Here is a 22,627-nt window from a genome sequence, read left to right as displayed (position 1 = left end):
TTAGATGCCAAAACCAAATGCCTTTGGAATTATTGGTTATCTTCCGCATTCAAATTCTTAACGATTTCTTTTAATGTTTTGATCGTTATTCTTAAATCCTCACCATCAATATTGTGCGACGCCATATCTAGGAGCTTTATTACGATGGGGATTATATTATATTTTATTGCCATGCCTTTTTCTGTCAGATGAATTCTATAGTTTCTACGATCCGCTTCCTCGATCCTTTTCTCAATAAGGCCTTTCGTTTTAAGCCTTTCCAACAAACGCGTAACTGTGGTTTTATCCTTTAAGGTTTTGTCATTGATAACAGATTGCAAAAGGCCGTCTTCCTCCCAAAGCTGGCTTAATATTGAAAATTCCTCGGGAGTTATGTCATAGCCTTCCTTCTTAAAAATGTAAGTTAACTTTTTCCGCATTTCAATAGAAGCGCGATTAATTGCAAAGCCGACAGCTTCTTCAATTACAAAGCTTTCTATCTCTCTTTCCATCTATCTCCACCATCCTTTAACTATATTATAAATTGATTAGATGCTATTTACAACTAATTTAGTCAGATAAACTGCTTCGGAATAATAAACTTATAAATATTTAAAGAAAATTTGAGATAGAATTAATAATTAGACTTGTTATTAATAGAAACCGATCGTTTTTATTGTATTCTTTATCGCTGCTGTGATCGTAACGTACCTATGGGGCTCAAAGACATTAGCTCGATATAGGCATGCCTGACCGCCGGAAAGGCAGTCAGGCTTTACCTTCATTGAAATATTATATATCTAGTATTAAATCTTCCAGCTTTCTTTTTGGTACATGATGTACTTGCTTTTCATCTCTCCAGTATTTAACATCCTTAGGGTCCTTTATTTCTTCGAGGACAACTTCTTCTTTAGGCTTTCCTAAAGCAATGACTAAAAGCAATTCATAATTATCTGGAATATCTAAAGCTTCTTTAAGACCTTCTCTATCTAGGGCACCAAACATGCAGCCACCTAATCCTTTTTCTGCAGCACCTAGCAGAATACTTTGGCAAGCTATTCCATGATCCCAGAAGCAATTTTTTGAAATCTCTTTATCTAATAATAGTACAATATAACCAGCAGGCCTTTCCCCTTCAATTGGACCATTCCAATCTTTCAAATACCCTGCCCATCTGAGATGAGGAAATATTAGATTATTTTTTTCTTCTGTGTAGGCGATTATGTATTTTAAAGATTGCTGGTTTCCTCCTGATGATGATAGTCTAGCCAAATCAATTAGTTCTTCTAGTGTGTTCCTTTCAATTTTTACATCTTCATAAAATCTTCTATAGGTTCTATTCTTTATTATAAGTTCACGCAGCATTGATACTACCCCCTTAATTATATTATATATATATAATAATATGAAAATCATCGTTCTACAAATTATTAAATTCATCTGCTGGGCTATGAGACAAAGCTTTCTACAGTATCTGAGATAAGACGCTACTTCTTTTTACTATCTTTAATTTCCGGTATTGGCCTTCTAAATAGAATATGGGATAAGGGTTTCCACTCGAAAGGAAAAAGCGGCCAAGTATACTTCTTTCCATGCTTAAAGGAGCTGCTTTTATACGTAATGACAAGTATGATAAGAATCGCCGCAGCAAATCCATAAAGGTTAAAGAATCCTGTCAGTGTAAGTAGCAACAGTCTAAAAATACGAATTGCCATAGAAAACTCCACACTAGGCGTGGCAAAAGTTCCAATTCCTGCAAGCGCCATATAGAGCACAGTTTCTGGAACAAACAATCCTACTTTTACAGCAAACTCGCTCAGCATTAAGCCGCCAATGATGCCCAAAGAAGTAGTTAGCGCACTTGGCGTATGAATAGAGGAAATTCGCAGTAAATCCAATCCAAACTCTAGTAGAATGAATTGAAGAAATAAAGGGATATTACTGGATTCCTTCGGTCCTAGAAACTGCAAAAAATCAGGCAGATACTGCTTGTTATTTACCAGCAAAAGCCATAGAGGAAGCAGTATAAAGGCAGAAAACATCCCTAGAAAGCGTATCCACCGTATGTACGTTCCTACAGTGATGTTTTGATAGTAATCCTCCGCATGCTGTGTGAAATGGAATATGGTAACAGGAAGAATCATAACGCTAGGGGAAGTATCTACAATGACTGCAATATGACCCTCCATTAAGTGAGCTGCCACAACGTCAGGGCGCTCTGAAAACTTGGCCTGCGGAAGAGGATTGTACCAATGTTTCTTAATAATCAACTCTTCCAATGTCTTCTCTGCCATTACCAGAGCGCCCACATCGATCCCATCTATTTTATCTTGAATCTCTTTTAGCAGTTTCTCGTCTGCTAAGTCCTTTATATAGGCAATCACCACATCCGTTTGGGAACGCTTACCCACACTTTTAATCTCAAATATAAGATTTGGATCTCTCAATCTTCTCCGGATAAGTGCCGTATTAAATATAATTGTCTCTACCAGCCCATCCCGTGAACCTCGTGTAACCTTCTCCAAGTCTGGCTCCTGGGGACCTCGTACAGGGTATTCTCTTGCGTCAATAATGATCCCCTCTTCCTGACCATCAATTATTAACGCCACCGCGCCAGCCAGCACTGAAGATACTGCTTGCTTTACATCAGAAAAGTTCCCTACCTCAATATATCCTATTTTACGCTTCATTAAGATAGCGATGGTATTCGATGCGATGTCCTCTTCCTGTAAAGACTGTAGTACCTCTAAAATCCAAAGCATGATGTCATCTTTTGCAAAACCGTCTATGAAAACCAAATAGGCCTCTCTCTGTCCAATGAGTACCTCTCTTCCTACTACATCAAAACTCTTCTCAATAGGAAGTTTTTGCAGGAAGATTTCTTTATTGTTTTTAATATCCTTCGTCAATTTCATATCTTTTAATGTATCGATATTCTCACTTCCCTTTAAAGGATTCATGTCTAACACCTATAAGACAGTACCCTTCTTTTATCTTTAATAACTAACGATATCCTTCCCCTTCTCCCATACAATTATAAATAGTCTAATTTATTCAATTCGTATCGTTCCTTCTATCGTTGATCATGAAAATTTGGAGAGTTATTTTAAAAACCAAGATAATTCAGAAAAGTTAAACCATTTCTCTTGAAGATGTTAAGTAAACGTTATAAAATTATTGAAACAAACCATTAGCGAATGCTATTAAAATAGGTAGTTAATGCCCCTACCTTAATTCTGAAAAAATATTTTTTATTCCATATACTGAATCCAATTTCAGATATGGAACAATTTCATAATAAAATGGAGGGATGATAAAATGTTTAAGGGAATTTATCCACCAATGATCACAATATTTGATGAAGCTGGAGAGATTGATCAAGTAAGTAATAGGAAACTAATTGAAAAATTAATTAAGGACAGAGTAGATGGTATCGTTTTTTTGGGAAGTATTGGAGAGTTTTTTGCTTTATCATTAGAAGAAAAAAAGAAGTTCTTGAAATTTGCCATTGGCGTTGTTGAAAAAAGAACGAAGGTAATGGTAGGGACAGCTTCTAATGATGTAAAGGAAGTCATTGAGCTCAATCGATTTGCCTATGAGTTGGGAGCAGATGCTGCTTTAGTCTTATGCCCTTACTTTTTTCCATTGGGAGACGACGCCCTTTATGAATATTATCAAAAGATAGCCGTTGAATCCCCACTGCCTATTTTACTATATAATTTTCCAGATCGCACATCAGTAAATATGTCGGCAGAGTTAGTAGGTCGCTTGGCAAGAGATTTTGATAATATTATCGGTATTAAGGATTCAACAGTTGCTTTTGGAAATACAAGGAAATATATTGAAACAGTAAAAAAGATAAAGGATGATTTCTATGTATTTTCTGGATTTGATGAATGCCTAGTACCAAACTTACTATCAGGGGGCGCAGGAATCATCGGCGGGCTGGGCAACTTTGCAGCTAAATTGCTCCTTAGTACCTATGAGGCCTATGCAGAAGGTGATTTAGACAAGTTGATTCGTTATCAAAAGAAAATTAATGCGCTGATGAGCGTTTATGATCAATCAAACCCGTTTATATTGGCTATTAAAGAAGCAGTCCATTTGACCTTGAACCATGACTTTAATACACGGCTAAAAAATTCTGATATAAAACTAGATCATTCCAAAAAGTTAATGATTAAAGGCCTTATTCAAGACTACATATTACAGGATTAAGCAGTCAATTATAAAACCTGCTATTTGTCAATAAATTAGAAACTCCTCTCTGATAAGAATTAGAAGATATTATCAGAGAGGAATTTTTCTTTGAGAATACAGCATTTGCCTATTTTACTTTCGTGCAAATCAAGTTCCCTAATTTTTCTGCGCCAATTCTGATTTTTTCCGGAGTAACGCCACCAAAACTAATTCTCATACAATTCCTGCCCATGCCGCCTTCTTCAGTAAAGAAACCCTCACCCGCTACATAAGAAACTTTAACGTCTGGATTCATCGTAGATTCAACCAACAACTCAGTAGTATTGATACCACCTGGCAGCTCTGCCCATGTAAACAAACCACCATCTGGGAAAATTCTTTTGGTCTCCTTCGGAAAGAACTTGTCGATACATTCGATCATGACATCTCTTCTCTCGCGATACAAATCACAAATTTTTTTATGATGCGCTGGATAATATCCTCGTTTAAAGAATTCAGCACAGATTATCTGAGATAATGTAGATGTGTGGGAGTTGGTTGCTGTCTTGGCATCAAACAGCTTTGCCGTTACTTCATCGCTGGCAAGAATGTAGCCAAGCCTGCTGCCCGGTGAGAATATCTTTGAAAAACTGTTTGCCAAAATAGTATGGCCAGTTTCGTCAAAAGCTTTAATCGGCAATAAATCCCTTCCACTATAACGAATATCGCGATATGGATCGTCTTCCAAAATAATTACATCATATTCACTGCCTAATTCAGCAATTTTTTGTCTTCTATCCAGGGACAGCGTCCTACCAGTAGGATTCTGAAAAGTGGGAATGACATAGACCATTTTCGGTTTGTACTTTATGATCTTTGCTTCTAAATCTTCCGGAATCATACCATTGTCATCCATTTCTACGGCAATACATCTTGCCTGAAACATTTCAAATATTTCTACTGCTTGAACAAAAGTAGGTGATTCAACCAAAATAACATCACCGGGATCGATATATAGCTGGCATACTAAGTTCATAGGTTCCAGTCCACCATTGGTAATCAAAACATTATCAACATTTCCCTTGACGCCCTTAGGTAGCAACAAATCATTAACAATAACTTCACGCAAATCTGGCAAGCCCATAACACTTCCGTATTGAAGCGCTTCCACACCTCTTTTGTCAGTTCTCATAACTTCATTTGTAATTTCACGAACCAAATCAATGGGCAGCGCTTCTTTTGCTGGAGCACCGCCGCCAAATGAAATAATTTCTGGATCGTTCATTGTACTAAATAGATTTCGGATTACTGTTGCAGATTTCTCCATTGTCGTCATCCGCTGGGCAAATTTTGACATAGTAAACCACCTCTCTTTATCAAATGTGTTAAGTGCTCAGGTCCTAGGCAAACTCCTTCTTTCACTTCTTTAATGTATTGAGCAACGGCTTGTATAGCAACGTCTGCAATGTCGGCATATTTTTTCCCAAAAATGAGGACGGTCTGAAGTGGACCCTTGTTCCTTTACTAATTCTGTTTATCTTCTATAGTTATTACTTATATTCCTTTTAGAATTATATCTGTTCTTAAAAAACTTCAATAATGATGAATATTTTATTCAAAAAGGCACCTATCCATTGGATAGATGCCTCAGACTGTAGACAAAGTCTTAGTCAGACTTAAGCCTACAGTCTTGTGCAAGTGTCTTGACACTTGCCCTACTTGCCGTTTAGTGGATTGGTATATTTAATCAATTATTATCAAATGATAACTAGCGTTTGTTTACCGAATGCTTAGACGCTTACGACTCTCTTTTTTCACGTATAGCTCAATTCCTAAAATAATTATTTTAATATTGTTGAAATAGAAACAAAAATTTAATATAATATTGTTAATTCACCAATGGGTGGGAGGACAGGCCATGAACAAAGAAGAACAGGTCATAATGGGTTTCAGGAACTTATTAAACAAGATGGCTTGGCTTAATAAGTTTAAGATGGAAGACAGTCTTAAGGGTTATACGTCTTCTGAAGTACATTACATCGAATACATTGGAAGAAATGTAGATTCCAACGTGACAAAACTTGCGGAGTCCCTTTATATGACTAGGGGCGCCATAAGCAAAATGACCAAGAAGCTCATAAAAAAGGGTGCCATTGAAAGCTATCAGAAGCCAGATAATAAGAAAGAAATCTATTTCAGGCTTACTGAAGAAGGGCAAGTAATTTATAAAGTCCATGAGGAGCTGCATAAAGAGTTTCAAGAGCGTGATAAAGCTGTATTTGAGCAGGTAACCGAGGAACAATTTGACAGTATGCTTAGCTTCGTGGAAAAGTATAGTAGGCATTTGGATGCAGAAATAAAGAAACTGGGTGTAGATAGTAAGTCGGAAAAATTTGAATAATGAAAAGAAACCACAGGCAGCCCAATTCTATTGAGAACAGGCTGCATTTTTATTGCTAATATTTTGTTGACAAGGAAACAAAAGCGTGATACGATAATTTTGATTCCTTGGAAACAAAATTATAACTTTTGAAAGGAGAATTTAAGTGTTCAAATTTAGATCACACAATGAACAAAACACAGAACAAACCATAGATAAAAAGGCTTTAATATTCGGTCTTATGTCTGTGTTTCTTTGTGGAATAGGCTTCACTATCATAGCACCTGTCGTCCCATTCTTAGTGCAGCCTTATATAAACAATCCGCGAGAGCAAGCTATAGTTGTTACGCTGCTGACCTCTGTTTATGCAGTCTGCGTGTTTTTTGCGGCGCCCGGACTTGGAGCTTTGAGCGACAGATATGGCCGTCGTCCAGTACTGTTAGTATGCCTTTTGGGTTCTGCAATCGGGTACTTAGTTTTTGGCATAGGAGGAGCTCTATGGGTACTATTTGCTGGCCGCATAATAGATGGTATAACAGGCGGGACCATAAGCACTATCTTCGCATATTTTGCAGACATCACGCCTAGAGAACAGCGAACCAAATACTTTGGGTGGGTGAGTGCGGTTTCAGGTGTAGGCGTCGTCATGGGACCTACTCTAGGTGGATTACTTGCCAAGTTTGGTTATTCTGTACCCATGTATTTTGGAGCAATAATAACTTTATTGAATGTTGTTTATGGAGTCCTATATATGCCCGAGAGCCTTGACAAGAATAATAGACTGCAAAAGATTACCTTTGTAAGACTGAATCCGTTTACACAGCTTATAAATGTACTTTCCATGAAAAACTTAAAAAGGCCACTTGTCTCAGCATTCTTACTTTGGATACCCAACGGATCTTTACAGGCGGTTTTTACACAATTTACAATAGATACTTTCAGTTGGGAGCCTGCACTAATCGGACTTGTGCTTTCAATAATGGGTGTTCAAGACATCATTTCACAAGGTTTCATAATGCCAAAGCTTTTGATAAAACTTAGTGACGCACAGATCGCAATTCTTGGAATGGTTTCGGAGATTATAGGCTACAGTCTTATTGCAGCATCGGCTTTGTTCTCATTTTATCCTCTTCTTATCGCTGGAATGTTTATATTTGGTTTTGGTGATTCGATCTTCGGGCCTTCATTCAATGGGATGGTCTCCAAGTCTGTCGATTCTAGTGAACAAGGAAGGATTCAAGGAGGTAGCCAATCTATTCAATCCTTAGCAAGAATAATTGGGCCTATCATTGGAGGTCAAATCTATGTATCACTTGGTCATGCCGCACCCGCTTTTATAGGTATGATCCTTATAGCAGCGGCAATACCAGTTTTGTATAAGGGTACGCATGTAAATATGTAAACTACCTGCTTTATTTAGGCAAGTATCCACCTTCATTTTCAATTATAGAGGGGGTAAGCGTAAATTCATCACACACATCTCCACGTTGTGTGTGATAAACTTTCATTGTCCTTCTTCATAAAAGGATCCCTCCTAAATTGTTGATTTGGTGGCCGGGAAACCTTCTATATCTTAACAGTTTTGGAGGTAATACCCCGCTGGAAGCTTTCCTCAATCATTTGCATAGCAGGTGGTTTTAAGAACATATAATAATAGGGTTTAAGAACTTAGGTACAAGTTCTGAAACCCTATTTGTCTACAGTCTTAGACACCTATCCATTGGATAGATGCCTTTGATTATTTTCTAGCGATCCTTGAAACAGCTGCATCACGGCTATGTTTTGTTAAAATATATCCTGCTCATCTGTTGCAATATTTTACTCAATTGTTCCAAAAAACACAGCATTTGAATTGCCATTATTGTGAAAGTTTACAGTCAGTTTGGTCACCGTGCCATCCTTAACAGTTGCATTACCAATTTTCAGGCCACTGTTATCTGTCATAATTGCCATACCATTGTTATCAGCCGTTCCTGTACCAATCACATTGCCATCAGTATCCTTTACAGTCACCATAGTTTTTCCAACAACTTCCACAATGTATTTGGGCAGCGTATCGATGCCTGCACTTCCTTCATTTTTAACATCCAACTCGCCTTTTTCAGATAGCATTGCTGTTTTATAGATTATAACCCGTTTCCCTTGAGGCTGTTTAGGAATATCCAATTGTAATGTTTTAATGGTCTTTCCACTGCCGTCCGTCAGGGTAGCCTTACCATCACTGTCTACAGTAGTCGTGCTAATTACCTTTCCATCGGCATTTTTTACAGTAACCACTCCCTTTTCATCAAGGTCGAAACTGAACCTGCCGCTGTCTGTTTGAATGACTCCGTAGAGCCGGAGAACTTTGTTTGCAGTACTTTCGGCAAACACAAATGTTGCTCCTGCAACAAGCATAAAAGCTAACACCAAACTAAATACGGATGTTTTTTTAAATTTCATGATGGATACGATTCTTTCTTCAGTGGCATTTTTGCTAAAGCTGCTATATAGCGGAGTAAAATTAGTTCTACGTTCAGCCATTTCGATTAAGGATAGCGCATACTCAGACTTTGTATCTTCTCCAAATAACTTGATTACCTTCTCATCACAGGCAATTTCCAGATCTCTATTCATTAGAATATACAATACCCATACCATCGGATTGAACCAATGGAAACATAGAACCATGACCAGTAAAAGCTTCCAGAGGGCGTCGAACCGCTTGATATGTATCAATTCATGGGCCAGAATATACCTCATTTGCATTTCATTCTTGTAATCCATCGACTTTGGAAGTATGATTTTAGGCTTTATTATGCCATAGGTAAGGGGTGTTGTAATTCTATCCGATACCAGAATCCTTATAGATCGGTTTGTCTTTTGCTCACTCAACCACTTGTCAATCAAAGTATTCCCTTTGATTGGCAGGGCTGTTCTGATTTCTCTGTAGCTTTTATAAAAGGATGCTGCAAAGAATAGAGCAAGAAAAGCTGTTCCAGCGATCCAAAGTATCATAATAGGTTCTATCTGTAACGACTTATATACCACGTCCATATTTCCTGTACTTCGATAGATCAAAACTCTGGTATTATCGACATTTGCTACTCCAGCTTTTCGTGCAAATTCTTCACTAAAACGATTTATCGCATTATAAATACTTAATTTTGAAGGAATGGAATAAGGAATGATCAATCGACATAAAGCAATTCCCCAAAGTGTAATGAACATTGTTTTAGGCAGCCTGTTCATGGCGAACAACCTTATACCAGCAATGATAAGAATGAGAATTCCTGCTGAAACACTCATTTGCAGTACGTTCATTATATTCACCTCACTTCAACTTATCAACAAGCTTCTTCAGTTTGTCAATCTGTTCTTTCGTCAGGTTTTTTTCATTAATAAATGTTGCAAAGAACATTTCGGCAGAGCCATCAAACATTTTGTTAATAAACTCAGTTGTTTCCTGCTCCTGGACTTCTTCCCTGGAGATTAACGCCTTGCATGTAAAATTAGGCTCCAATCTTTCAATCGCGCCTTTGTCGATGCATTTTTTGATAACGGTATAGGTTGTGTTCCTATTCCAACCTGTTTCCTCTTTTAAAATAAGGGCAAGCTGCCCTGCCGTCAAATTTCCTTCTTTCCATAATACTTCCATCACCTTCAGTTCGGAGTCGAATAATTTGATTTTCATATACATCTCTCCTTACATGACTACTACAATAGTTGATTACAAGTAAATACTATCGCAATCGTCATAACCTGTCAATGACTATTTTATCCATCATGTATTTTTTAAGTATTGGGTATACGTAGAAGTTGGTAATCAATCCTATGGTACTCATCGTTACAAGGAAGAACAACAAAACTCCCGCTGTCGGGAATAGCAATAGCGGAAAAGCAGCCAATATGAAACATAGAACGAGTATTCCCAGATTTGGTAAAAATCTAATGATAGAAAATATAAAAGCATTTTTGTAGATCTGTTTGACCGAAAGTCTGAATGTAACTAGCATTGGATAAATATACATGTGCATCATTAGGTAAAGAAGAAGCAACAACATGATCGAAAAAGTCATTGCAGTCAAAAATATGTTGTCCCTACTTATTCCGAAATAGAAGTTGATATCCATCCCAATGACCAGCACCACAACCAGGTCAATGAGGCATATGAAGATACTTTGTCTGGCGTTACCCAAGGCGTGCTCCTTAAAATCCCCCCATAGAAATGCATGCTCTTCACGGGCGAAATTTCTCAGTACATAAGTGAATCCCGCCTGTACAGGACCTACTGTCACGATCGGTATACATACAAAAATAGCACTGGCAGCAAAGTAAAATGCCAATTCATAAACACTATTCCCTATCGAGCCTCCATTTTTATTCAACATCGGCAGAAAAAACTGTGAGATAAAAGGCATTCCTACAATTACCGGCAGGTTGAAGACAAGGAACAGCATATTCAGCTTAACAAGGTGCCAGAACTTGCGGAAGAATATATCGAAGAAAACGATGATACGAGGTTTTGTCGGTGCGTTTTTAGGAATACCAGGTCCTGATTTTATATCGTTTAGCGAATGGAAAATTCCTGCCATAAGAGATTCATTCCTTTCAAGTTGGATTCAGGAAAGCCATCAATATACATAGTATACATTAGCTTAAGTTCGCGCCTTTTAGTCATCCCCTATCTAATTGCCTTTTCCGTTTTCCTGTCAAAGATATGGATTTTACTGGGATCTAAAACCAGTTTTATGATATCCCCGACTTTCACTCGTTTTTGGGGATTCACTCTTGCAACAAAGTTAGTGCCTTCAACTTTTACATGCAGCAACGTTTCAGCGCCAAGGATTTCAACAACTTCTACACCTGCTTCCACAACGCAATCTACAAGGGAATCAAGGTAAATTTGCTCGTCAAGCATATTTTCAGCTCTGACTCCCATGATTACTTCCTTCCCTATATAATCCAGTTCCTCTAGTTTCCTTGCCTTTTCACCTGGCAGCTTTATGCTGCTTTTGCCAAATTTCAGGTATACTTCTCCTCCCAAGTTTTCAACAAGGACTTCCCTGAAGTTCATCTGGGGACTTCCTATAAATCCAGCGACAAACAAATTATCAGGCTTTTCGTATAGGGCCTGCGGTGTATCGACTTGCTGGATATATCCATCTTTCATCACAACAATCCTTGTTCCCATTGTCATAGCCTCTGTCTGGTCATGGGTAACGTATATAAAAGTTGTTTGCAGATCCTGGTGAAGTTTGCTGATTTCGGTCCTCATTTGACCTCTTAATTTCGCGTCAAGGTTTGACAATGGTTCATCCATGAGGAATACCTTAGGGCTCCGGACGATTGCACGACCAAGTGCCACCCTCTGCCTCTGACCTCCTGATAGCGCCTTTGGTTTTCTGTCAAGCAAGTGCTCTATATCCAATATTTTAGCAGCTTCATGTACCCTTACTTTTATTTCATCTTTTGGTGTTTTTCTTAACTTCAAACTAAATGCCATATTCTCAAAAACAGTCATATGGGGATACAATGCATAGTTCTGGAAGACCATGGCAATATCTCTGTCTTTGGGCTCTACGTCGTTCACCCGTCTCCCATCTATATATATTTCTCCCTCAGTTATTTCTTCCAGTCCCGCAATCATCCTAAGTGTAGTCGTCTTCCCACAGCCGGAAGGACCTACAAAAATGATGAACTCCTTATCTTCAATGTCCAGGTTAAAATCTGCCACTGCAACAACCTTCCCCTCAAATCGTTTCATCACATGTTTTAAATTTACGCTTGCCAAAATATTCACTCCCTTCTAACTTCACTTATCTGAAGATAAATCAGGGACCTAAGCCCCTGATATTTGTTTATGGTATTTCTAAAGCACTAGCATCTCCCCTACTCTCCAAGATAGGTATTTACCCTGTCTTGTATCAGCTTTGTCGTCTCTTCCACAGATTTAGCCCCGGAAAAAAATGCTTTGGTTTCATCTTGTATAATGCTGCCGATGTTTGCATCTGCATTGGCATAGATCTTTAATTCCGAGATAAACTTGTTTATATAGTCGATATCCGATTGGGACATTGGTGCAGGACTCAATGAAATACTGGCATTCCCACTTTTCATCATCATTTTCATATTTCCGCTTTGGGATGCATCGATTGCTTGCTGCGCCTTCTGCTGTTGGGCAGCCTTGTTGACCGAAAAGCCACCCAATGCTTTCCCAGGTCCTCCCGCTTTGGACTGTACCGCCATTCCTTGCATGCTCAGGGATTGGACATCATCAGATAAAAGTGTCTTTAAAAATTCCCAGCTTTCCGATTTATATTTTGAATTTCTGTTTATTCCATACATTGAGTTTGATGTGAAGGTCCCTCCATTAGAACCACCTGCTGAGGGCATATTGTAAAGACTTAATTGTTCTTTAAATGCAGCTTTCATAAATCCATACATATTGTAGTCAGTAATTGTGTAGGGATAAAATACAATCGCCTCTCTGCCTGCCGCTTCCAAGATTGAAACCATGTCCATTTTGACGTTTCTGTCAACAAGACTGTCGTCACTAAAGGCTTTGACCGTATTTAACAGGTCCATAAACTCCTGGGATGTAAAGTTGGCCTTCCTCCCGTCATCAATATAACTGCTGTAGCTGCCACCCGTAAAGAGATCAAGTAGATCGCTGGAACTGACGGAAGGCAACGCTGCCCGATTACCTGTACCACCATTACCATCCTTTTGGGTCACTTGCTCAGCAATGGATTTAAAATCGTTCCATGTCCATTTGCTATTATCGATTTTTATGGATTTCTGATCAAGGATTCCTTGGTTTGCCATCAAAATATTAAATGTAAAGTCTGTGGGCAGTACATACAGATCTCCATTGTATTTTAACGCATCAAAGATATTGGTATAGTATTCGCTCGTATCAAAGTTCTTGTCTCCGATCATCATTTCACTTAAATTGGCCAGTATATTTTTAGAAATATAGTTCTCGTAGGGCAGCCCAGCGACAGATATAATGTCCGGTCCCTTCCCCGACAGTATTTGGGTATTCAGATTCTTCACATAGGTTTCATAATCGCTACTGGGGTATGTCTGTATATCGATCCTGTACCCGGGGTGATCCTTTTGGAATTTGCTTGCTGCTATTTCAAGGCCCCTGTTGGATATAGGAACCGAAACAGTAATTACCTCCTGATTTTGAGCTGTGCTGCCCCCGCTCTGTAATGTATATTTAAATAATTCATACTTTATATTTCCTAGAGGGGCACCGTTTCCTGATGAACTGCCTCCAGCAGCGTTATTTGAATTGTTCCCAGGAGATTTTATTTTCACGCCTCCCCCTGCAGGTACAGATGTAGTAGTGACGTAAATATTACCTGCTGCATCTATATCCATATCGGATATATTATATCCACTGGCCAGGATCGTATAGGATTTAAAATCAACGACAGTCCCGATCAGCTTTCCAGAGGAGTCATATTTCGTAATATCCTGACTCGTGATATAGTAAATACTTTCATCCCCTTTTGAAAACCTGATCCTGTTTGAACCCATCATATATACTCCACTTGAATTCTGGGCTGATAAATCAATAGACCAAACACTTTTTCCTGTTGAAACATCAATTTTTTCAATAATTCTGTTCCCCAAGAAGTTTCCAGCAATAATATTGCCCTCCGAATCGATATCGATGCTTTCATACCCTTGGGCGCCTAGGCTTTTCACCTTCTGCCCTTCCTTGTCAAACACCTGGATGTTCTCTAAAGGGTTGGACAGGTATATACTTTCATTGATATCTATAGCGATATCCGTAAATCCTGTATTTTTCATCCCATTACTTCCAGTACCTGAAAATGTACCAAGATCAATCGTCTTTAAAATATTACCTTGAGGAGTGAGGACTGTAAGATTTTGGGATATATTATTATCACTCTTTGGCTCCGTTGTTACCACATAAATGTTGTCCTGCCCATCAAGGGCAAAGGCTCTGACATTTCCTGAAAAACTTAATTTTGAATCGCCTACTGGCTTCCCATCCTGATCTAAAGTTACAAATCCGGAATTTGTTCCATTTCCTCTGTCAAAAACCACAAGCTGGCTTTTAGAGTTTACTCGACTGCCTCCTGGCCATATAAGGCCTGAATTGCTCCCGATCTCCGTTTCTGTATAAGTGGAGAGATTTTGTTGTTGAGAAACATTTTTACTTTCCGACCCACAAGCTGAAAGACTCACTATAAGCATCACTATCAGTAACAAACTTATCATTTTTTTAAACATTTCTAATCCCACTTTCCTTTCTTTTTGTAATATGTAAGATATTTAAGAATATAAACGCCCATGCAACCAGGATGCTTTTTACATCCAGCATAAAAGGCAGTCCTGTCAAAAAAGCTGCAACAGCAAGAATCCCGAAGGAAAAAGCGAAAAACAAACCAAAGATAAATATAAGCTTGTTTGAATCCAGGTTTAATGCCTTAACCTCCCGGAAACCTATATACAAAAGCAGTAATCCTAAAACAACGGAGATGCAGAAGAGCAGATACAACAGCATATTAACGGCATTAACAATCAACTCAGATTGCGGTGGGACATAGCCTATATTTTGTATGCCGCCTTGAATCTCATCTCTGATCAAATCCAAATAATAGGAGATATTAATTAACTCCTCAGGAATATATTTCGGTGGAATATAAGGCTTGAATCTTATTCCCAGCCAAATGAACACAATTCCTAAGAAACCAAGGGTTATTTCAAGGATTAGCGTTCGGATTCCCGTCAGATTGCCCTTTATCACATTTGAGAAATAATCGATCTTACACCCAGCCCTTATCAAAGCATATAGATTTCCTATTGAATCTTTCACATGCACCAGCAGTATGAACATCGATACAATTCCAAGGATAGATACGAACAGAAGAGGCCACTGTTTTATTAACGCTAATTTAATGTTATAGTCCACGATATTGTAATTTGAAGGATCTTTGCCTATTTGCCGAAGAGCAGTCGATACATCGGCCATATTCTGATTCAGCGTATTTCCATCGATTGTCTTTATCTGAAGAACCGTGATACGTGCTGTAACATCGAGCTCCATCATTACAGCAGCTGGTATGTATACATTGGGTAGGCCGTCATCCGTTAATTTTCCTATAAGAGATGGATCCTTTTTCACAACTCCTGTGATCCTGAATGCATTATCGAAAATATCAATGGTTCTACCTGTTGCATTTACTGTCTTAAATAGTTCCCATGCCAGTTGCTCATCGATTACTGCAACCATCGATCCTTCTTCTTCCTGTTTCTGTGTAATAAAACTCCCCTCTTTCAAAGTCATGCTGGTGAACAGCGGGTAATTATAATCTACACCTGCCAGTCTGACCGACAAGGCTGTACTCTCACTAGAAGAAACGGGCGTACTGATAATCCCAGACTGAGTCGTATAGCTGATCGGTTTTGTTGTAAGCTCCTTCTCAAGTCTTTCTATATCATCTATTGAAAAGGAATTTATACCTTGGCGATCTATCTGGTTCTTAACAGACACCAATACCTTTTCCATGGAATAGTCGCTGTTCAACTGAACGCATTGCATAACCAGCCCTCTGCCCAGAACAATGAAGGAAAGCATCAGTAAAATTCCTAAGAATGTCAGAATCCATACAGCTTTTCTTTTTTTCATGATATCTCACTCCTTAATTGGCGAGCATAACGGGGGAATCATCAGATAACGGCTTATCACTGTTTGAAACGACTTTATCCATGGCGGTTATACCGCTCAAAACTGCGGTTTTTATGTTATCTGAGTCACCGATGCTGATAGATACTTTTTGCACATAAAATTCATTTCCAAGGGGACCTTCTCTTTCCTTCAACACGTATACAAAATGTCCGTCATTATCCTGCCCCACTGCTGAATTAGATACAAGGACATTATAGGATCCGATATTCTTTTTGATGGCAGCTGTACCGATTTCTCCACCAATCACCCCCTCGGAAGGAATATCGATTACCACATCCTTTTTCACACCAATCTGCTGTTGATTGTCTTTGATTTGATTTACTTTACCCTGTATACTCCTGTTATTTAATGAATTTATGGATATTTCGGCCGTGTCACCTGACCCCAGGTATTCAGCAGCACTTATATTGACAGTGGCTACAAATTGGAATCCCCCTTTGGTGTCCGCAATTTTATATACTGGTTGAGAAGCAGTGGCCGTCATTCCCTCTGAATAATACAATTCGGTGACGATTCCATCGCAGGGAGCTGTCACTGTGCTCATGTTCATTTCTTTGGTTAGTTCAGCTATTTTCCGTTCTATCATATCTATTTCGAGTTTTGTGCTTTCAATATCTTTTCTATAATCGTTTATTATTTTATCCTTGTTGTTTTTTGCTATTTCATAATCCATCTTGGCATTATCAAGATTTGGTTTCGCATCAGCAAAATCATTTGCAGATATCGCACCAACTTCATAAAGGCTTTTACTACTGTCGTAATGCCTTTGGGCTTTCTCTACATTCTGCTGGGCAGTTTGAACTGCTTTATCCAAAGTCAGCAGATTGTCAGGCGAACTGGCTTCTATGAGTTTTTCAAGGTGCAATTTTTTTTGGGCATATTTGTCCTGTTCATCCTTCAATTGATTTTCTACATCGGCTGTGTTAAGGGTTAACAGTGGCTGCCCCTGTGTTACCGAGTCTCCAACCTCCACCATAAGACCTGTCACCTTCATGCTGGTACGGACATACAGATCGTGGATTGTTTTTGCCTGCACCTTTCCGGTACCTGTAGCTTCTTTGATTAGTGCCCCATTTGCAGGCGTTTCATATGTCACCTTTGGTAATGTAAAGTTGTTTATGGTTTTTGAAAAAAAGGTTAAAACAATCATTACTGAAAGGAATATTACCGTTGCCTTTCCCGTTATTTTTTTTCTTATCGTTGCATCTCCATCTAATGCCTTCATATTCTTTGTTCTACCTCCAATTCTAATAGTGTCTTTATAGATACTTAAGTCGGACTTAAATTACCCACTTTTCCAATGTCATCCTTCACTATTGTTCAGAATGACACCACATTGTAAATGGTAATATGAACATCAACCTTTAAGTCCTGAGAGCTGAATACCCTGCACCAAGTAATTCTCTCCATAAAGGAAAACCAGTAGCATCGGCAGCATATAGATCGTCGACGCGGCAAAAGCTATCCCCATCTCCCCTTTGTTGATATTGGACAAGTAAATTGACAACGGGTGCATATTCGCATCCTGTAGGAATATTAACGGCTGCTCCACCATATTCCAGTTGTCTATAAAAACTAGAATGGCAAGTGCAGCAAGTCCTGTTTTCGATAGGGGAAGAATAATACTGAAAAAAATCTTGAATTGACTGGCACCATCTACTTTTGCGGATTCTATATAGGCATCCGGAATGTATATCATAAACTGTCTCATCAAAAACACTCCGAATGTACCGAATATACCTGGCAGTATGATGGATAAATAACTTCCCACTAGTCCCAGTTTGCTGGCCATAATATAGTTGGGTACCAGAGTGACTTGAAACGGCATCATCATGATAATGATATATGTAAAGAACAGCTTATCACGGAAAATAAACTCTATCTTTGCAAAGGCATATGCAGCCATAGATGAAACAAGAATCTGTCCCAATATGATGGGAGCTACTATGATCACTGAATTCCAGAACTTAATAAGAAACTGTGTCCTTTTGATCAAGGCTGTATAATATTGTTTGACGGTCACCATGTTGGGTATTAGTTTGACACTGGCATACTTACCGGAAAAAGGATTGTCCTGTTGGTTTGAATCGTTTGAAGTTACCATGCTGTAGCTATTTTCTATTTCCTGTTCGCTCATAAAGGAATTGGTAATTGTCAATATGAGAGGGAACAAGAGTATGCCAGCCATAGCAAGCAGTATAACAGATAGTGCTGTCTTTCCAAGTCTTCTCTTTATATTCCGGGTAATCTGCATCACTTTATCATCCTCCTATTGTACTGCTGATTTTTCTTTGAATTTTGAATAAAAACAGTACTAGTATGTAAATGAAAACAGCCATGATAAAAGCAGCTGATGTTAGCATCTGATAATCTAGGGAGGCAAACTTGTTGTTCATATAATGCTGCAGCATGTAAATGCTATCATGAGGATATGCACCGGAAATCAAATATACCTCCCTGAACACCTTGAAAGAATTAATGATGGACATCACAAATACGAAAAACATTGTAGGTGTAAGATAAACCAGCGTGATATTGGTAAACTTGTGCCAATTGCTTGCTCCATCAATATCGGCTGCTTCATAATACTCCGGTGGTATATTCTGAAGGCCTGCGAGGAACAACACCATATTATAACCAATGTTCTTCCACAAATAGACGATTACAACCACAATCATGGCATGATCAGTCTTCATCCAGTCTATCGGTGATAATCCAAGCCATGACATAAAGGCATTGAGGGAACCATTCATATCAAACAATATCTGCCATACAAGAACCACCGATGCCACTGGAACCACCAAGGGTATAATGAATCCCATACGTATAATATTCCGCCCGTAAATCTTCCTATTAAGCAGTAAGGCAAGGCCAAGAGAAAATAAGATATTGAGAGGGACACTAATCACTGTAAAAACCAGCGTATTATATCCCGCCTTTAGGAAAATAGGATTTCTCAAGAGGTCTATATAGTTTGCCAGTCCAACGAAACTGCCACCTATGGGACTATCTACAAAAGAATAATAAAGTCCACCTATAAAGGGTATAAAGAAAAAAAGTAAAAACCCGATAAGACTTGGTGCCAGAAAGAGTAGTGCTGCTTTGTTGTTATATTTTTTTCCTGACTTTAATAATACTGACATCATCCATCCCCCTGTGGTATCATTCATTTCGAAACCATATAGCTTATTTTAATAGTGCATATGTAATTTCATTTTAATGACTATTTCAATAGTCATATGATAAGTCAATACTATCAGAATAGTCACCTCCTGTCAATGACTATTCTGATAGTTAATAAAAAGTTCACTGCCTTTCTATTCATTTTGTTGATGGTTTTCAGGTGACGAATCCCCTCTGATTGCGGCATGGGAATACTTCCCCTGCACCCCTGCTTTTTTATAGTATAAGAAAGTATACTTTCTTATTATAAAAAAGCACCTCTGCTGATTCATGAATCAGCAGAGGTGCCTTTCAGCTATATTATTCACTTTTCCCCTAATACAACGGCATGGTATGTTTTAATTCGTATGCATATACCTGCTGGTATATTATTATAATACATACCTATCTAATTTCAACTCTGCCCATTTCCATCATCTTATCGCCTTGCCCTATGGCCCCATTTTCCTCTAGTTTCCAGGACTCTACTAGAGAACTATAGTCAAATCCTTTGTTGTCCCTAGCCGTAATATATATATCTACCTGATCCCCTATTTTGCACGGAATCCTGTAATCTTTCAACTGAATGCTATAGTAATGCTCACCAACATTTGGAATCGGCTCAGTGGCAATCTTCTTGTCATTTACCACAATAGAAAGTTTTACATCACTAAGGATGTATTCGTTCATATCGGTGCCTGCATCAAATAGTTCAAAGCCGTAAGAAATCATAAGAGCACTTTTCTCCTTGTTATAGGTCATAGATCCCCCTAGGGGATTGGCACTCAATCTGGCAGTAAATTTCTCTGCAGGGCGATATATGCTTTCCAGCTTTTCCGTTTTTCTACTTGCCCCATTATCAATAATCAAGTCTATATCAATATTATCCAAAATAGACACGTTTATTTTCGACTCAAAATTTATGTTGTCTAGGGATTGGGCTTCTATAAGCGCAGGGCGTTCATTATCTGTCTTATATGAAAAATATAGTTTATCCCCTGCTGTATATACCTTGGGCTTTACATTAAGTAATAAATCAATTCTTTTATCCTTATATTCGCCAAATTCGTATTTAAACTCTGTTATAAGGCTTGATTCCTTCTTCAACATTTCATTTATTTGACTCATGCTACTGGAGACACTACCGTTAATAGAACCGCTAAGCGTGCTGATATCGTTTTGAGTATTTCTAATTTCCTGCTTCAGTGAGTCGACTCTAAAATAAGTCGCTACGTTAAGCGATAATGATATAATCAAAATCGCAATAACCCATCGTGGTAATTTGTAACCTTGGTCCCTTGCATCATTCTCATTCACTCTTTCGCCCCCCTACCCCTATATCATGCTTTTCACTTTGCAGCAGCATTTCCCTATGTTCAATAAGTTATTTAGCTTTAGAAATTCTTCTGTTAAAGGTAAATCTATAGCTCACACTTTTATTTAGATTTATATAATATCTATAAAAGGTGCGGGCATTGCTCTTTTTATCCTGAATTACATTGACTGTCCCTATTTTCTCAAATTTTAAGGTTTTCAACGCTTCTTCTCCCACAACGATATACTGTATATTTAAATTATCCAAGACTCCCTCTTGCCCCTCTGTATATGTTATTGAGAAGAACTTCAGCTGGGCTTTCATAATACGGCCCGTTTCATTATCGACAATCTCAACAGGCAATTCTGTATTCATGGTGTACACTAAGGCTCTAATGAAGGTTCCATAATTAGTAGCGGATAATTTCGTAATTTCACAATATTTTAGACATGCATCTAATGCTTCAGAGGTTATTGTATTCATATTAACATCCTTTCTATTTTTTATGCTGTAAGCATAATTCCTTTATCAATCTGTAATAAGTGTTGTTACCTTGGTAAGTTCAACTAGTTTTTCTCTTTCTAGATATTTAATGACCGACTCCAAATAGCTCTTATCGGTAATAATCGTTTTTGATAGGGATTGAATCAGTTTAAGGGCCAAGTCATCATTCATTCCTTTATGATAGGTCGCTAGTCCAACTAAGTTGAATTTGATCAAGCCGTAAATCACACATATTTTCAAATACGAAGTCCAAATGTCATTCGATTTAAAGAGTTCTACGCCATAAATGAAAACATAATTTACAAGAAAGTTCTCTAAGATATAGGATTTTTTATCTAAATAAGGCTTTAAATATTTTTCAAAGTTTCTCTTATAGTGCTTTTCTAACTCCTTATTTTTGATTCTTCCAAAGGCATCTAGAACTTGCATTAAGCACTCAATATATCGCTTTGAAAAAAAGCTGATGCTGTCACCCTCTTTAAACTTCATTGAAAGTATGGTATTTAAATAATCAAACTGTCGTATGTCTTGCAGTTGATGGTCATTTTTCGTGGTTTTAAATTCTCTTAGGTTAATAAGGGACTTTGCCTCTTTAATTTTAGATAGTGCTTCTTCGTGATGAATATTTGAAAAATCAATGCTGCCTACTATTTGATTCAAGAAGGAGCCTACAATGGCTACTCTTCCACTCAACTCAACTGTACGAGTCTGTAGAAGATTAATCACCGTTGTTCTGATTTCTTTGATGATTTCGATTTGCCTCGAATCTTCTATGGTAGGTGAAACTATATAAATGTCATTCAACTTTACGGCGTCCATAACAAGCTCGAATTCGATTCCGCTCTCATTTAGCAAAATCAATTCCGCAGCAATCGAACAAGACATTTCTAATCCCCGTTCTATCACATCGTTTACTAAGATGACAGCACGAGGGTAACTCTTGCACGTTTTTGACAAACTACTCTCTCCCATGTGGATGAATATTTCGCAAAGATTATTCTGATTTAAAAACGGACATCCCATTTCGTTATTTAGATGAATGATTGCAAAGTCGTCGTCATTTACAGATGTTTCGTTTATAGAAAGTCCCGTTTTTACAATCTCTTTGATGGTGGCATTTTCACTCTGAATATATTTTTGATAGGTACTTTTGTCAATGATTATTTTCCATCGTTCACAGCATGTTTCGTAGCATTTGATTGGGTCACACTGAAACTTACTATAATACCTAGGCTGTAATATTTTAAATGTGTTATCTTGTATTATTCTCATCCCCTTTTTCTCTTCCTATCCCCATAACTAATGCTAAATAAGACTTTCGATACCTCCCTCGATGAAAACCATGGAGCTTCTCATTTGATTATACCATATTGAGCATCTATTTCTTTTTTAAAAT

The 22,627-nt window shown here is 38.1% G+C and carries 20 protein-coding genes; 3 read left to right on the top strand and 17 right to left on the bottom strand.

Translation table 11 applies throughout. The features are described from left to right. Positions 1–29: 29 nt before the first annotated feature. The 4 genes from HNQ80_RS07265 to HNQ80_RS07255 all read right to left on the bottom strand — a co-directional run bounded on the left by HNQ80_RS07265 (position 30) and on the right by HNQ80_RS07255 (position 2,939). Positions 30–491, bottom strand: a complete 462-nt coding sequence (locus tag HNQ80_RS07265) for a MarR family winged helix-turn-helix transcriptional regulator (RefSeq protein WP_184309659.1) — start codon at positions 489–491, stop codon at positions 30–32. A 141-nt stretch (positions 492–632) separates the two neighbouring features. Next, positions 633–764, bottom strand: coding sequence for a hypothetical protein (locus HNQ80_RS26245; RefSeq protein WP_279288964.1), 132 nt, complete (start codon positions 762–764; stop codon positions 633–635). A 7-nt stretch (positions 765–771) separates the two neighbouring features. Continuing rightward, a complete protein-coding gene (locus HNQ80_RS07260) occupies positions 772–1,395 on the bottom strand; it encodes a nitroreductase family protein (protein ID WP_330602791.1) in 624 nt (207 codons plus the stop codon). A gap of 71 nt (positions 1,396–1,466) precedes the next feature. Beyond that, on the bottom strand, positions 1,467–2,939 hold the full coding sequence (locus HNQ80_RS07255) for a spore germination protein (RefSeq protein ID WP_243183031.1): 1,473 nt from the start codon (positions 2,937–2,939) through the stop codon (positions 1,467–1,469). Between the two features lie 358 nt (positions 2,940–3,297). On the opposite strand from HNQ80_RS07255, the gene HNQ80_RS07250 reads away from it, so the two are divergent. Next, positions 3,298–4,197, top strand: a complete 900-nt coding sequence (locus HNQ80_RS07250) for a dihydrodipicolinate synthase family protein (RefSeq protein WP_184309655.1) — start codon at positions 3,298–3,300, stop codon at positions 4,195–4,197. A 109-nt stretch (positions 4,198–4,306) separates the two neighbouring features. Here the strand turns inward: HNQ80_RS07250 and HNQ80_RS07245 are convergent, their stop codons facing one another. Then, positions 4,307–5,515, bottom strand: a complete 1,209-nt coding sequence (locus HNQ80_RS07245; RefSeq protein ID WP_184309653.1) for an aminotransferase-like domain-containing protein — start codon at positions 5,513–5,515, stop codon at positions 4,307–4,309. A gap of 561 nt (positions 5,516–6,076) precedes the next feature. Between HNQ80_RS07245 and HNQ80_RS07240 the strand changes: the two genes are divergently transcribed. Next, positions 6,077–6,559, top strand: a complete 483-nt coding sequence (locus HNQ80_RS07240; protein WP_184309651.1) for a MarR family transcriptional regulator — start codon at positions 6,077–6,079, stop codon at positions 6,557–6,559. 220 nt (positions 6,560–6,779) lie between these two features. Continuing rightward, on the top strand, positions 6,780–7,940 hold the full coding sequence (locus tag HNQ80_RS07235; protein ID WP_330602798.1) for an MFS transporter: 1,161 nt from the start codon (positions 6,780–6,782) through the stop codon (positions 7,938–7,940). 416 nt (positions 7,941–8,356) lie between these two features. On the opposite strand, the gene HNQ80_RS07230 is transcribed toward HNQ80_RS07235, so the two are convergent. The 12 genes from HNQ80_RS07230 to fliB form a co-directional block, all read right to left on the bottom strand. Beyond that, positions 8,357–9,841: a M56 family metallopeptidase gene (locus HNQ80_RS07230; RefSeq protein WP_184309647.1), complete on the bottom strand. Its 1,485-nt coding sequence runs from the start codon at positions 9,839–9,841 to the stop codon at positions 8,357–8,359. Positions 9,842–9,851: 10 nt separating this feature from the next. Beyond that, on the bottom strand, positions 9,852–10,211 hold the full coding sequence (locus HNQ80_RS07225) for a BlaI/MecI/CopY family transcriptional regulator (protein ID WP_184309645.1): 360 nt from the start codon (positions 10,209–10,211) through the stop codon (positions 9,852–9,854). 61 nt (positions 10,212–10,272) lie between these two features. Then, a complete protein-coding gene (locus HNQ80_RS07220) occupies positions 10,273–11,112 on the bottom strand; it encodes a DUF624 domain-containing protein (protein ID WP_184309643.1) in 840 nt (279 codons plus the stop codon). Positions 11,113–11,201: 89 nt separating this feature from the next. Next, positions 11,202–12,311 carry an ABC transporter ATP-binding protein gene (locus HNQ80_RS07215; RefSeq protein ID WP_184309642.1) on the bottom strand — a complete coding sequence of 370 codons (1,110 nt, stop codon included), beginning with the start codon at positions 12,309–12,311 and terminating at the stop codon, positions 11,202–11,204. Positions 12,312–12,409: 98 nt separating this feature from the next. Then, positions 12,410–14,791, bottom strand: coding sequence for an extracellular solute-binding protein (locus HNQ80_RS07210; RefSeq protein WP_184309640.1), 2,382 nt, complete (start codon positions 14,789–14,791; stop codon positions 12,410–12,412). Then, positions 14,784–16,190, bottom strand: a complete 1,407-nt coding sequence (locus tag HNQ80_RS07205) for an ABC transporter permease (protein WP_184309638.1) — start codon at positions 16,188–16,190, stop codon at positions 14,784–14,786. Before HNQ80_RS07205 ends, HNQ80_RS07210 begins: the two co-directional genes overlap by 8 nt. 13 nt (positions 16,191–16,203) lie before the next feature. Next, positions 16,204–17,475 carry an HlyD family secretion protein gene (locus HNQ80_RS07200; RefSeq protein ID WP_184309636.1) on the bottom strand — a complete coding sequence of 424 codons (1,272 nt, stop codon included), beginning with the start codon at positions 17,473–17,475 and terminating at the stop codon, positions 16,204–16,206. A gap of 132 nt (positions 17,476–17,607) precedes the next feature. Then, positions 17,608–18,504 (bottom strand): carbohydrate ABC transporter permease, encoded by an 897-nt coding sequence (locus HNQ80_RS07195; RefSeq protein WP_184309830.1) that lies wholly within the window; start codon positions 18,502–18,504, stop codon positions 17,608–17,610. Positions 18,505–18,511: 7 nt separating this feature from the next. Beyond that, on the bottom strand, positions 18,512–19,393 hold the full coding sequence (locus HNQ80_RS07190) for a carbohydrate ABC transporter permease (RefSeq protein WP_330602788.1): 882 nt from the start codon (positions 19,391–19,393) through the stop codon (positions 18,512–18,514). A 424-nt stretch (positions 19,394–19,817) separates the two neighbouring features. Then, positions 19,818–20,729: a hypothetical protein gene (locus tag HNQ80_RS07185; protein ID WP_184309631.1), complete on the bottom strand. Its 912-nt coding sequence runs from the start codon at positions 20,727–20,729 to the stop codon at positions 19,818–19,820. Between the two features lie 67 nt (positions 20,730–20,796). After that, positions 20,797–21,210: a hypothetical protein gene (locus HNQ80_RS07180; protein ID WP_184309629.1), complete on the bottom strand. Its 414-nt coding sequence runs from the start codon at positions 21,208–21,210 to the stop codon at positions 20,797–20,799. A 45-nt stretch (positions 21,211–21,255) separates the two neighbouring features. Then, positions 21,256–22,503: a flagellin lysine-N-methylase gene (gene fliB, locus HNQ80_RS07175; RefSeq protein WP_184309627.1), complete on the bottom strand. Its 1,248-nt coding sequence runs from the start codon at positions 22,501–22,503 to the stop codon at positions 21,256–21,258. Between the last annotated feature and the right edge of the window lie 124 nt (positions 22,504–22,627).

Source organism: Anaerosolibacter carboniphilus (assembly GCF_014205875.1).
Classification (GTDB): Bacteria; Bacillota; Clostridia; order Peptostreptococcales; family Thermotaleaceae; genus Anaerosolibacter; species Anaerosolibacter carboniphilus.
This window is presented reverse-complemented; position numbering and strand designations above follow the sequence as displayed.

Excerpts from the sequence above, each read along its gene's own strand:
- HNQ80_RS07265 (WP_184309659.1), bottom strand. The coding sequence starts at position 491 with ATGGAAAGAGAGATAGAAAGCTTTGTAATTGAAGAAGCTGTCGGCTTT.
- HNQ80_RS26245 (WP_279288964.1), bottom strand. The coding sequence starts at position 764 with ATGAAGGTAAAGCCTGACTGCCTTTCCGGCGGTCAGGCATGCCTATAT.
- HNQ80_RS07260 (WP_330602791.1), bottom strand. The coding sequence starts at position 1,395 with ATGATTTTCATATTATTATATATATATAATATAATTAAGGGGGTAGTA.
- HNQ80_RS07255 (WP_243183031.1), bottom strand. The coding sequence starts at position 2,939 with ATGAATCCTTTAAAGGGAAGTGAGAATATCGATACATTAAAAGATATG.
- HNQ80_RS07250 (WP_184309655.1), top strand. The coding sequence starts at position 3,298 with ATGTTTAAGGGAATTTATCCACCAATGATCACAATATTTGATGAAGCT.
- HNQ80_RS07245 (WP_184309653.1), bottom strand. The coding sequence starts at position 5,515 with ATGTCAAAATTTGCCCAGCGGATGACGACAATGGAGAAATCTGCAACA.
- HNQ80_RS07240 (WP_184309651.1), top strand. The coding sequence starts at position 6,077 with ATGAACAAAGAAGAACAGGTCATAATGGGTTTCAGGAACTTATTAAAC.
- HNQ80_RS07235 (WP_330602798.1), top strand. The coding sequence starts at position 6,780 with ATGTCTGTGTTTCTTTGTGGAATAGGCTTCACTATCATAGCACCTGTC.
- HNQ80_RS07230 (WP_184309647.1), bottom strand. The coding sequence starts at position 9,841 with ATGAACGTACTGCAAATGAGTGTTTCAGCAGGAATTCTCATTCTTATC.
- HNQ80_RS07225 (WP_184309645.1), bottom strand. The coding sequence starts at position 10,211 with ATGAAAATCAAATTATTCGACTCCGAACTGAAGGTGATGGAAGTATTA.
- HNQ80_RS07220 (WP_184309643.1), bottom strand. The coding sequence starts at position 11,112 with ATGGCAGGAATTTTCCATTCGCTAAACGATATAAAATCAGGACCTGGT.
- HNQ80_RS07210 (WP_184309640.1), bottom strand. The coding sequence starts at position 14,791 with ATGTTTAAAAAAATGATAAGTTTGTTACTGATAGTGATGCTTATAGTG.
- HNQ80_RS07205 (WP_184309638.1), bottom strand. The coding sequence starts at position 16,190 with ATGAAAAAAAGAAAAGCTGTATGGATTCTGACATTCTTAGGAATTTTA.
- HNQ80_RS07200 (WP_184309636.1), bottom strand. The coding sequence starts at position 17,475 with ATGAAGGCATTAGATGGAGATGCAACGATAAGAAAAAAAATAACGGGA.
- HNQ80_RS07195 (WP_184309830.1), bottom strand. The coding sequence starts at position 18,504 with ATGCAGATTACCCGGAATATAAAGAGAAGACTTGGAAAGACAGCACTA.
- HNQ80_RS07190 (WP_330602788.1), bottom strand. The coding sequence starts at position 19,393 with ATGTCAGTATTATTAAAGTCAGGAAAAAAATATAACAACAAAGCAGCA.
- HNQ80_RS07180 (WP_184309629.1), bottom strand. The coding sequence starts at position 21,210 with ATGAATACAATAACCTCTGAAGCATTAGATGCATGTCTAAAATATTGT.
- fliB (WP_184309627.1), bottom strand. The coding sequence starts at position 22,503 with ATGAGAATAATACAAGATAACACATTTAAAATATTACAGCCTAGGTAT.